General features: G+C 56.1%; 8 protein-coding genes, 1 pseudogene and 1 CRISPR repeat array. Of the genes and pseudogenes, 7 read left to right on the top strand and 2 right to left on the bottom strand.

What is annotated here, in order from left to right; translation table 11 throughout:
- Positions 1 to 111: 111 nt before the first annotated feature.
- The 5 genes from cas3f to cas6f (A1355_RS01810) are packed head-to-tail and all read left to right on the top strand — an operon-like array spanning position 112 to position 7,305.
- Positions 112 to 3,450, top strand: a complete 3,339-nt coding sequence (gene cas3f / locus A1355_RS01830) for a type I-F CRISPR-associated helicase Cas3f (protein ID WP_064024403.1) — start codon at positions 112 to 114, stop codon at positions 3,448 to 3,450.
- 40 nt (positions 3,451 to 3,490) lie between these two features.
- Entirely contained in the window at positions 3,491 to 4,741 is a 1,251-nt protein-coding gene (gene csy1 / locus A1355_RS01825) for a type I-F CRISPR-associated protein Csy1 (protein WP_064024402.1), read from the top strand.
- On the top strand, positions 4,738 to 5,640 hold the full coding sequence (gene csy2, locus A1355_RS01820) for a type I-F CRISPR-associated protein Csy2 (protein ID WP_064024400.1): 903 nt from the start codon (positions 4,738 to 4,740) through the stop codon (positions 5,638 to 5,640). Before csy1 ends, csy2 begins: the two co-directional genes overlap by 4 nt.
- 3 nt (positions 5,641 to 5,643) lie before the next feature.
- Positions 5,644 to 6,660, top strand: a complete 1,017-nt coding sequence (gene csy3, locus A1355_RS01815; RefSeq protein ID WP_064024398.1) for a type I-F CRISPR-associated protein Csy3 — start codon at positions 5,644 to 5,646, stop codon at positions 6,658 to 6,660.
- A gap of 3 nt (positions 6,661 to 6,663) precedes the next feature.
- Positions 6,664 to 7,305, top strand: coding sequence for a type I-F CRISPR-associated endoribonuclease Cas6/Csy4 (gene cas6f / locus A1355_RS01810; protein WP_064024396.1), 642 nt, complete (start codon positions 6,664 to 6,666; stop codon positions 7,303 to 7,305).
- A 79-nt stretch (positions 7,306 to 7,384) separates the two neighbouring features.
- On the opposite strand, the gene A1355_RS01805 is transcribed toward cas6f (A1355_RS01810), so the two are convergent.
- On the bottom strand, positions 7,385 to 7,639 hold the full coding sequence (locus tag A1355_RS01805) for an AbrB/MazE/SpoVT family DNA-binding domain-containing protein (RefSeq protein WP_064024393.1): 255 nt from the start codon (positions 7,637 to 7,639) through the stop codon (positions 7,385 to 7,387).
- 44 nt (positions 7,640 to 7,683) lie between these two features.
- Complete coding sequence (locus A1355_RS01800) at positions 7,684 to 7,914, bottom strand: hypothetical protein (protein WP_064024391.1); 231 nt, start codon at positions 7,912 to 7,914, stop codon at positions 7,684 to 7,686.
- A gap of 83 nt (positions 7,915 to 7,997) precedes the next feature.
- On the opposite strand from A1355_RS01800, the pseudogene A1355_RS26550 reads away from it, so the two are divergent.
- Positions 7,998 to 8,117 (top strand): annotated as a pseudogene (locus A1355_RS26550) (type I-F CRISPR-associated protein Cas7f/Csy3); the annotation flags it as partial.
- The gene (gene cas6f, locus A1355_RS26545; RefSeq protein WP_064024389.1) at positions 8,096 to 8,275 is read left to right on the top strand and encodes a type I-F CRISPR-associated endoribonuclease Cas6/Csy4; all 180 of its coding nucleotides are present in this window, start codon (positions 8,096 to 8,098) and stop codon (positions 8,273 to 8,275) included. The pseudogene A1355_RS26550 and the gene cas6f (A1355_RS26545), both read left to right, overlap by 22 nt.
- A 131-nt stretch (positions 8,276 to 8,406) precedes the next feature.
- A CRISPR array of direct repeats spans positions 8,407 to 10,956; the repeat unit is 28 nt; unit sequence GTCCGCCGCCGCACAGGCGGCTTAGAAA.

Genomic DNA, 10,956 nt, shown 5'->3' with positions numbered 1-10,956 from the left:
CGTAAACAAAACTGTTCGTGGTGAGCCTGTCGAACCACAAACTGACGGCGTAAACAAAACCGTTCGTGGTGAGCCAGTCGAACCACGAACACATCAACTGGACGACCGCCCATGATGGTCACCTTCGTCAGCCAATGCCAGAAAAAAGCCCTGGCCCGCACCCGCCGCGTGCTGGACGCCTTCGCCAACCGCATCGGCGACAACACCTGGCAAACCGTGATTACCGAAGAAGGCCTGATCGCCGTCAAAACCCTGCTGCGCAAGACCGCCACCAAAAATACGGCGGTTAGTTGCCATTGGATTAGGTCACGGAGCCGGAGCGAATTGGTTTGGATAGTCGGCAATCGCAAGCGCTTCAATGCCGAGGGGGTTGTGCCGGTCAACAGCACGCAAAAGAATCTGCTGAACAGCCAATGGGAAAACAACTGGACCTATTTGCCGGCCATCAAAGCCTTGGTCGCAGTTGCGGCGTTACTACACGATTGGGGCAAGGCAACTGCTTTGTTCCAAAGCAAACTCAAATCCAGCTCTTGCGTAGGCGATCCGCTACGCCACGAATGGATTTCCTGTCTGTTGTTGAATGGTTTGGTACGGCTTGCGGGTGATGAAGACAAAACTTGGCTGAGGCTGTTGGGCGATGACAACTGGGACGAAGCAGCGTTAAAAAATCTGACCGCCGAAAACCTGAAAAATCCATTGGCCGACTTACCGCCGATTGCACAACTCGTCGGCTGGTTGATCATGAGTCATCACCGCTTGCCGAGTCGCTTCAAACCGAACGACGAGTCGGGACAGAATCGAGAAAGTCTGGCGCGCATGCTGAAAAGCTTGAACGCGGACTGGGGCTACCAAAATCCCAACGACGACGATAAGCGCCTGAAAGCCTGCTTCGAATTTCCAGACGGTTTGTTGTCGCAATCCGATCCATGGCGCAAACAACTGAAAAAATGGTCGGCCAAGTTGCTACAGAACCAAGTGCCGATCCAAGCCTTGCTCGACAACGGCGCCTACCGGCTGTTGCTGCACCATGCGCGTTTGTGCCTGATGCTGGGCGATCACTATTACTCGTCCTGCCAAGCCGACGGCAATTGGCAGTCGGTAATCGATCTTTACGCTAACACTGATAGCCAAAAACGGCTCAAACAAAAACTGGACGAGCATTTGGTCCGCGTCGGCGATCAAGCTTTGAAAATCAGCCAAACCCTGTCGCGCTTCAGTAGCGAGATGGATGCCGCCTACGACATTAAAAGCCTCAAGCAAAAAAGTCCCGCCGGTTTCGAATGGCAGGATAAGGCCGTGGACGGCATCGCCCGCTTCAAAGCCCAACATCAAGCCCAGCAAGAACAAGGCTACGGCTGGTTCGTGGTGAATATGGCCAGCACCGGCTGCGGCAAAACCGTGGCTAATGCCAAAGTCATGCGCGCACTGGCGGACGACGGCGATAGTTTGCGCTACGTGCTGGCCTTGGGTTTGCGGACCTTGACCTTGCAAACCGGCAACGAATACCGCAATCGATTGGGTTTGACCGACCAGGACCTGGCGGTTTTGATCGGCTCGGCGGCAATCAAACAGCTTTACGACAAAGCCGCGCGGAAAAAAGACCAGCCGCCCGGCTACGAAGACATCGGGTCCGAATCCAGAGAACAACTATTGGCGGAAGATCTGGATTTTGGCGACATGCCGCATGCCGAATTTCTCGACGTGCTGTTTCCCAAGCATCAACCCCGGCTGACCGAAAAACACAAGGCATTTTTATACAAGCCGGTGTTAGCTTGCACGATAGACCACATCATCGTCGCCACCGAAACCCGGCGCGGCGGCAAATTCATCCTGCCTTGTCTGCGCCTGTTGTCCTCCGATCTGGTGATCGACGAAGTGGACGACTTTGACGGCACCGATTTGATTGCCATCGGCCGTTTGATCCATTTGGCCGGCATGTTGGGCCGCAAGGTGATGATTTCCTCCGCCACGATTCCACCGGATTTGGCGGAAGGTTTTTTCCATGCGTATCAAGCCGGTTGGCAATTGCACAGCCATTTCAAAACCGCCCATCCGCTAGTGGCCTGCGCCTGGATCGACGAGTTCGGTACGCAAGTCGAGCGACTGGACAACACGGATTCCGATAGCCGTTGCCGGCAATACGCGCAGCTACACCGGCAGTTCATTGGCAAACGGGTCGGCCATCTGCACAAGCAACTTGTCAAACGTAAAGCCATTATCGAACGATGCGACGAACTGCTTGCCTTGAAAAGCCAGCCTGTTGAGCAACGGCAACAGTATTTCGCCAAAATTCGGCTAGCCGCCGAACGGCTGCACGCTGATCATCACAGCATCGATGCCAAAACCGGAAAGCGCGTATCGTTCGGCGTAGTGCGGATGGCGAACATTCCGCCTTGCGTCGCGCTGACACGCTACATGTTGCAAGCGGAATGGGGCTGCAGCATTGAGCCGAAAATCATGGCTTACCATAGCCGGCAAGTGCTGCTAATACGTCATGAACAGGAAAAACATTTGGATGAAATTTTGCAACGCAAGGAAAAACCAGGCCAAACAGCGAAAGCATTTCAGGTCCCCGCAATCCGCCGGCATTTGGATTCCACAGCAGCCGATGACGTATTGTTCATACTGGTGGCGACGCCGGTGGAAGAAGTGGGGCGCGACCACGATTTCGATTGGGCCGTCATAGAACCGTCGTCGTTTCGTTCCATCATCCAGTTGGCAGGCCGGGTGCTACGCCATCGTCGACTATCGGCCGATATCGAACACGCCAATATCGCCGTGATGCAATACAACCTGAAAGCCTTGCGGCAATCGGGCGGCCCGGCCTATTGCCGACCGGGTTACGAAAACGGCAAAAGTCTAAGGTTGACCAGCCACGACTTTGCTCAATTGGTGGACGAAGCCGAATTGAACAAAGTCGTTAATGCCGTGCCGCGCATTCAACGCCCGGAAAAGCTGGAGCCGAAACAGCGCTTAGCTGACCTGGAACACCAAGCCCTACATCAAAGCCTGACCGATTACCGGCAACAAGGCCCGCAAGCCTTGCAGGCCTGGCTGCACGAAAATTGGTGGCTAACCGCCGTGCCGCAGCAAATCAACCCGTTTCGAGCCGGCAATCCGGAAACATCGCTATTTTTGGTCTGGCGAGACGGTAAAGCGGTGTTTTGCGAGAAGGACGAACGCGGGCAATTCATCCCTCGCCAATCCGTATACAACATCGTGCCGGCGGAACCCTTTTCGGCTAAAGCCCAGGCCCGATCATGGATGACGCGCGATTACCAAAGCATATTGCGCCAACACGCCGATAGCGTAGCGGCCGGCGCCGACGTCGATCCCGAACAGCTATTACAAGCCGCATCCGAGCGTTACGGCGAAATCATGATTCGTCCGAATAGCGACAATCCTTGGTTTTATTCGGATCAATTCGGCTTGTATCAAGACATGAATTAGCAGGAACCATAAAAACACGCTTCAAAGGAGGCTATTGCCAATGCACGAATCGATCACAACGTTTTTCGCCGACCGCAAAGCAGCTTGGCTGAAAACCAAATTAAAAACCACGGAAGACCCGGATCAACAAGCCGCCATCCAACAAGAAGCCGAGGACAAATTTTCCTTACCGACCTGGTTGCCGGATGCTGCGCGGCGGGCCGCCTGGTTATCCATGGTCAGCCATCCCGGCAAATTCAGCCATCCCAGCGCCAAAACCAGTTCGGTCATCGCCCAAGGCCAACAGGCGAACGACGGCTACCTGCGTACCGGCAATGTGGATTACGAGTTGGACGTATTCGGCAACGCGGCGGCGATGGATGTTTACAAGTTTTTGACTCTGCCGCTGAATGACGGGCAAACGCTGTTGCAGCACCTGGAACGGGACAGCGAGGAAGCGAAGCGCCTGTTGACGGTGCCGACTGCAAATTACGACAGTCTGCGTTCCGGGTTTTTGACGGTTAAACAAAGCGACGACGGCAATCGGACCGACGGCTTGGTCAAGCAAGTCTATTTTCCGGTCGATGCCGACTATCACCTGCTGTCTATCCTGACTCCAGCTGGTATGCTAACCCAAACCAAAAGCCGCATTGATGCAATGCGCTTTTCCGAAGCCACCAAACAGGCCAAGGACAGCCGGCGTAAAAATGAACACCACGCCGACGGTTTCGACGACATGCTGGGATTGACCGTTACCTTGTACGGCGGCACCAAGCCGCAGAATATCAGTGTCCTGAACAATCAAAATGCCGGCCGGGCATATCTGTTAAGCAGTGTGCCGCCAATCTTCGAGCAGCGGCAGGTGAGATTACCGACTCGACATTTCTTCAGAAACTCGCTATCCGCCCGCCGTTTCCAAGACAGCTTCCAGACCCTGGACCGCTTGATGCGCAGCGGCGTCAACAACATGCACGTTCGCGACGGCATCCGTCATACCCTCAAATACCTGATCGACGCAGTCTTGCGACTAGCCTTCGCCATTCGCGCCACCGGTCCCGGCTGGTCGCAAACCGAGCATTACCGCGACTTACCGCTAGCGCAACGGATTTGGCTCGACGACGCCTATCTGGAACAGCGCGAGCAATCCGAAGTATGGCTGGACGAGGTGGCCGGCGATTTTGCCCGTTGGATCATTCGAACTTACGAATACCTGTGCAAGGACAGCCGCACCAAGCTCGGCGACGACGAATTCCATGAGTTGGCAGCGTTGGCCGAGCAAGCCGTTGCCGCCGACCAGGAGTTTTTCAAATGACGCGCCGTTTTCTGTTAATTCCGCATCTGCGCATTCACAACGCCAACGCGATGAGCAGTCCGTACACCATCGGCTTTCCGGCCATGACCGCTTGGTTGGGTGGCGTGCATGCCGTCCAACGCCATTTACAACAACAGGGATTGACCGACATCGAGCTGACCGGCGTGGCGTTAAGCTGCCATCGCTTCGATTTACAGACCTACAAAGGCCAAGGCGATTTCGTGCATTCCATTGTCGGCACCGCCAATCCGTTGGATAAAGACGGTGGCAGGCCAGCCTTCGTCGAAGAAGCCCGCTGTCACTTGGACGTGTCGCTGTTGGTGGAATTACAAGGCTTCGATACCGACGAACGGGAGCGTCTCGAAATCACGCTTAACCAGCAACTGCGGCGGATGAAATGGGCCGGTGGCGACGTGCTGACCGTTAAGCCGGTGGAAATTCATATCGTCGATGAAGATGACGATCGCAGCGTCAGGAAACTACTCAACCGGCTGATGCTCGGTTACGTGCTAGTCGAGCGCCGGGAACTGATGGTGCAGGCCATGCGCGACGAGCAGCGGGACGCGCTGGATGCCTTGCTGGATTATCTGAAAGTCATGCACCGCAGCGAGCAGGACGAAAGCGGCAAAGTCACATGGAGCAGTCAACGCAAGGCGCCGGGTTGGCTGGTGCCGATTGCGGTGGGCTTTCAGGGTATTTCCGAATTGGGCCAAGCCGCCAACCAACGCGACCTTGACACACCGCACCGCTTCGCCGAAAGCGTGGTCACGCTGGGCGAATTCAAAATGCCGTACCGCATTACCAATCTGGACGACGTGCTATGGCAATACCACGTCGATACCGGACGCAATCTATACCTTTGCCGAACCCTCACAGCAGCAAATCTTATTGGAGACTAAAACATGGCAGCAAAAAACGACGCAACCGTATTGGCTTTCGAAAAAAAATTGGTGCCTTCCGACGGTTATCTATATGGCACTACATGGGACGACCGTAGCAAACCCAAGCCGCTTGGTTTAACACCAAAATCCGTGCGCGGCACGATTTCCAATCGTTTGAAACCCGCGTTGCAAAACGACCCCTTAAAACTCAACGCCGAAGTCGAAAAACCCAACTTGCAAACCGTCGACGCCTGCGCGTTGGCCGAGGATCAAGACACGTTAAAACTGAGCTTTACCCTGAAAGTGTTGGGCGGCGTGGATAAACCGTCGGCCAGCAATGGGCCGAATTTCAACGCGGTTTATCCAGGCGTCGCCCAAGCCTACATCGAACAGGAAGGCTTTGCGGAACTGGCCAAACGTTACGCCGTCAACATCGCCAACGCCCGCTATTTATGGCGCAATCGAGTCGGCGCGGAAAAAATCGAAGTGGTGGTCGATACCGGCGACGGGGACGCATTGGTTTTCGACGCCAAGCAATTTTCCCTGCGTGATTTCAATGCCGATACCCCGGATTTGCAAAAACTGGCCGGAAAAATCGCCGATGCCTTGTGCGGTCGCTTGCCGTATTTATTGATTAGCGTCGAGGCCTACGCCTTAATCGGCAAGGCGCAGGAAGTTTACCCCAGCGAGGAATTGATCCTCGGCAACGGCAAGGGCGACAAAAGCAAAATCCTGTATGCCGTCAACGGCACCGCTGCCTTGCATTCGCAAAAAATCGGCAACGCGCTGCGCACCATCGACACCTGGTATCCCGGCCACGACGATGGCACCGTTGGCATCGGCCCAATCGCCATCGAACCTTACGGCGCGGTGACCAACCTGGGAAAAGCCTTCCGTACCCCTAAAGACAAAGCCGACTTTTACACGCTGTTCGACCGCTTCGCACTCGGCGAAGCGCTTGCCAGCAAGGAGCAAGAGCATTACGTGATGGCGGTATTGGTGCGCGGCGGCGTGTTCGGCCAAAGCGGCAAGGACTGAGCCATGCGGTTTTATTTGGAAATCACCTTGCTGCCCAATCCCGAGGTCGGGCTGAATTTTCTGTGGTTCAAAGTCGTCCAGCAAATCCACTTGGGCTTAGTCGAAATGCAGGACGAGCAAAAGCAAGTGCCGATTGGCGTGTCGTTTCCGGAATATGTGATCGGCGAGAAATACAGCGTGCTCGGCGCAAAGTGCCGGTTGTTTGCCCAAGACGAAGCCACGCTGGCCCGCTTCGACGCGCCGAAGTGGCTGGCGCGGTTGAGCGATTACGTGCATTGCACCAGTATTCGCCCGGTGCCGGACAAGGTGGCGGGTTATGCGATTTACCGGCGCGAACATGCCAAAACCAACCCGGAGCGCTTGGCGCGGCGTTATGCCAAGCGGCACGACCTGGACTTCGACGCCGCATGGAACGGCGTGGTGGAACTTCGCTCCGATTCGAAGGGTGGGGAGACTTATCCCAAGTCGTTTCGCTATTGCGACATGTCGGATAAGCGCATCGCCACGCCGTTTATACGCCTGCAAAGTCTCAGCAACGGCCAAAGCTTTTGTTTGTGGATTAAAAAGGTCACGGTGGCTGAGTCGTCGAGCGGCGAATTTAGTAGTTACGGGCTTAGCGCGACCGCTACCGTGCCTGAGTTCTGACTGTTGATGTCGTCGCCTCGATGCGTCAAACGCTGTTAGGGGAACACCGGCCGAGTGTCGCGCTAAATGCGCGCTCGGCCTAGCCGTTGCTATCGGATAAACGGTCGTCGGCTACGCGTGTTTTGCCCGGCGTCTCGATGTTTTCATTGGTCGAGCAAACTTCGCTTTGGATGGGGGCTAGAATTTTTCCGGAGATTTCGCTGGCGTCCATCTTGACGACGTGAACCATGCCATCGCGGGCGAACACAGCGATGTAGTCGCCAGGATGCAAACCAATAGCTGTGCAAATGGCTTTCGGCAAGGTTACTTGCCTTTTGTCGTTCAATTTGGGCATAGAGTTACCGGTACTTTTAACTCATGGTTAGCAACCGCTGCCGCTCATATTTTCTCAGCGACAATTTTTTTGTAAGTTTGCAAGGCTTTTTTCATGCGCTCGGTCGGTTCGGGTGGATGATCCTCCAAATCAAAAAGCGCCTGCAAGTCTTTTGCGGTCAGGGTAATTTGGGGGCTGATGTTGCTTTGGTCCAATCTAACAAAGCGCTTAATCCACTGAATAGCGGAGGCTATGAATACCTGAATAACATTTCGGTTGTCGGCGTTGGTTTTCATGGTTTACCTACTGATGATTGGAAGTATTGTATCTGTAAGTTATTGCGAATAAAGGCCATTTCTTGAATTCATGATTCTTATCGCTGAACGCTGCTAATAATGTCGGCAGATGCTGTAATCCCGAGAATTGCTTAGCAGCCGCCAAACGTTATGCAGCCAATCTCGCCAACGCCCGCTTTCGGTGGCGCAATATAGTAGGCGCCGAGCGTATCGCCACGCCACGCCGTTTATTCGCTTGCAAAGTCTCAGCAACGGCCAAAGCTTTTGTTTGTGGATTGGCAAATCGGCCGTCGCGGCGCCGCTGGCAGGTCATTTCAGCACTTACGGTTTGAGCCGGACGGCCACTGTCCCCGAGTTTTGACCCAATTTTTTTCGCTCTTTAACAATGTGAACTAAATCAGCCGGTTACGGGTATTGGTTTTACGGATGGTAAAAATGGGTTAATCCGTCCGCAACCCTTGTCGCAACCGGCTTCCCGTTTATTTATAATCAGTCCGCCGCCGCACAGGCGGCTTAGAAAGCCCACGTCGGCAATTCGTGATGTATTGCTGAGTCCGCCGCCGCACAGGCGGCTTAGAAAGCCAAGCAGCAATTCGGCTTTAAGCAGGTGTTGTCCGCCGCCGCACAGGCGGCTTAGAAAACGATGTGGTAAAGATAGGGCGCCTTCATGTCGTCCGCCGCCGCACAGGCGGCTTAGAAATCGCGCGCCTTACGCTGGGCTTCCGCTTCGAAGTCCGCCGCCGCACAGGCGGCTTAGAAAAGCAATATAAATACTTTTTACAGGCACCGTCGGTCCGCCGCCGCACAGGCGGCTTAGAAAGACACCGAATCCCGAAGCAGCTTGTAAACCGCGTCCGCCGCCGCACAGGCGGCTTAGAAATGACGGTTACCGTGACGACGGCCAATGTCGCCGTCCGCCGCCGCACAGGCGGCTTAGAAAGATAGCTCGGCGGTATACGTCGCGGCCGGGCCGTCCGCCGCCGCACAGGCGGCTTAGAAATGTCCCAAGCCCGGCGTGAGTTCCACGCCGGTGTCCGCCGCCGCACAGGCGGCTTAGAAATTGCGTAGCCGGCCGGTCTTGACCGGTGCCGCGTCCGCCGCCGCACAGGCGGCTTAGAAAAAGCGGCAACGCTATGCTCTGTATCCCACTGCGTCCGCCGCCGCACAGGCGGCTTAGAAAGGTGAAGTCCAAGATCGTGATGGCGATCACCGGTCCGCCGCCGCACAGGCGGCTTAGAAAGTAAGCATGCCGGTTGAACATAGCGCCCAAGTGTCCGCCGCCGCACAGGCGGCTTAGAAAGGTCCAGCCGGTTTGCAGGATGTCGTTGCTGAGTCCGCCGCCGCACAGGCGGCTTAGAAAAGCGATTTCGATTTCCCGCTGAATGTCGAGTTGTCCGCCGCCGCACAGGCGGCTTAGAAAATATGGCCGGAGATTCCGACCATTGCCGCGTTGTCCGCCGCCGCACAGGCGGCTTAGAAAAATCGATATGATTGCTTTGTCAGTGCACGGAAGTCCGCCGCCGCACAGGCGGCTTAGAAACGCCGCCGTGATGCGTCATTTCGGCCGCTATGGTCCGCCGCCGCACAGGCGGCTTAGAAATGCTCCTGAAAAACTGAAAAAACGGATGGTCAGTCCGCCGCCGCACAGGCGGCTTAGAAACTGAAAACCTCGGCCGGTACCGGCTACCGTGTGTCCGCCGCCGCACAGGCGGCTTAGAAAAACCGATGTCCCCCGTCGGCGGTTTCGTAAGTGTCCGCCGCCGCACAGGCGGCTTAGAAAAAGACGTTTACGCTAGACATCCAAGCGCCCGCGTCCGCCGCCGCACAGGCGGCTTAGAAATATATCGCGACCGGCGTAGTGCCGCCGTCCGGGTCCGCCGCCGCACAGGCGGCTTAGAAAGGCACCACGGTGGACTTGCAGATCGAGGTCAAGTCCGCCGCCGCACAGGCGGCTTAGAAAGCTTAGCAACTCAGCCGGACACATAGACAAATGTCCGCCGCCGCACAGGCGGCTTAGAAAACGCTGCTGCGTTCCGAATTCCCCACCGAAAGGTCCGCCGCCGCACAGGCGGCTTAGAAAAGCGGATGTTCGTGGTCGATTTGCGCCAGTTCGTCCGCCGCCGCACAGGCGGCTTAGAAAGAGCACCGTTATTCGATCGACGCGCAAATCATGTCCGCCGCCGCACAGGCGGCTTAGAAAGTCGTGGAATACGCTGGAAAATAGCGCACCAAGTCCGCCGCCGCACAGGCGGCTTAGAAAATCCCGTCAGCACTAGATTTAGCTCAGACTCAAGTCCGCCGCCGCACAGGCGGCTTAGAAAATAGCCCGCAACGAGAGAGCAACCAGTTCGCCGTCCGCCGCCGCACAGGCGGCTTAGAAAACTCATCGCCCCTGATACTCATTCCAACACCTGTCCGCCGCCGCACAGGCGGCTTAGAAATACACGCCGGAGCATTGCATAGCGCAGATCAAGTCCGCCGCCGCACAGGCGGCTTAGAAAGTTCAGAATTGCGGACAGCTCGCCTTGGTTGAGTCCGCCGCCGCACAGGCGGCTTAGAAAGGTAATTTTCGCCAGCTCCGCATTAGTCAAGCGTCCGCCGCCGCACAGGCGGCTTAGAAATGGATGGCACGCCGATCAAGAACGCCGACGGCGTCCGCCGCCGCACAGGCGGCTTAGAAAACATGCACCCCAGCACCGTGCTAGCCAAGGCCGTCCGCCGCCGCACAGGCGGCTTAGAAACTGGATCGCTTTGCGCTTAACCGTTTCTCGGTCGTCCGCCGCCGCACAGGCGGCTTAGAAAGATGTCGCACCCGCAACCGACCGAAGAGAAACGTCCGCCGCCGCACAGGCGGCTTAGAAAGATTCGCTGCACGGCGCTGGCAGTCTTCTCGGGTCCGCCGCCGCACAGGCGGCTTAGAAAAGTAACATTATTGCACCGAGAGTGAAAGTGCTGTCCGCCGCCGCACAGGCGGCTTAGAAAAACACTTTCCGCGCCATCAAACCCAAAAATTTGTCCGCCGCCGCACAGGCGGCTTAGAAA

The organism is Methylomonas koyamae, from assembly GCF_001644025.1.
Taxonomy (GTDB): domain Bacteria; phylum Pseudomonadota; class Gammaproteobacteria; order Methylococcales; family Methylomonadaceae; genus Methylomonas; species Methylomonas koyamae_A.
The sequence above is the reverse complement of the archived record's forward strand: the minus strand, read 5'-3'. Positions and strand labels throughout refer to the sequence as shown.

Excerpts from the sequence above, each read along its gene's own strand:
- csy3 (WP_064024398.1), top strand. The coding sequence starts at position 5,644 with ATGGCAGCAAAAAACGACGCAACCGTATTGGCTTTCGAAAAAAAATTG.
- cas6f (WP_064024396.1), top strand. The coding sequence starts at position 6,664 with ATGCGGTTTTATTTGGAAATCACCTTGCTGCCCAATCCCGAGGTCGGG.
- A1355_RS01800 (WP_064024391.1), bottom strand. The coding sequence starts at position 7,914 with ATGAAAACCAACGCCGACAACCGAAATGTTATTCAGGTATTCATAGCC.
- cas3f (WP_064024403.1), top strand. The coding sequence starts at position 112 with ATGATGGTCACCTTCGTCAGCCAATGCCAGAAAAAAGCCCTGGCCCGC.
- A1355_RS01805 (WP_064024393.1), bottom strand. The coding sequence starts at position 7,639 with ATGCCCAAATTGAACGACAAAAGGCAAGTAACCTTGCCGAAAGCCATT.
- csy2 (WP_064024400.1), top strand. The coding sequence starts at position 4,738 with ATGACGCGCCGTTTTCTGTTAATTCCGCATCTGCGCATTCACAACGCC.
- csy1 (WP_064024402.1), top strand. The coding sequence starts at position 3,491 with ATGCACGAATCGATCACAACGTTTTTCGCCGACCGCAAAGCAGCTTGG.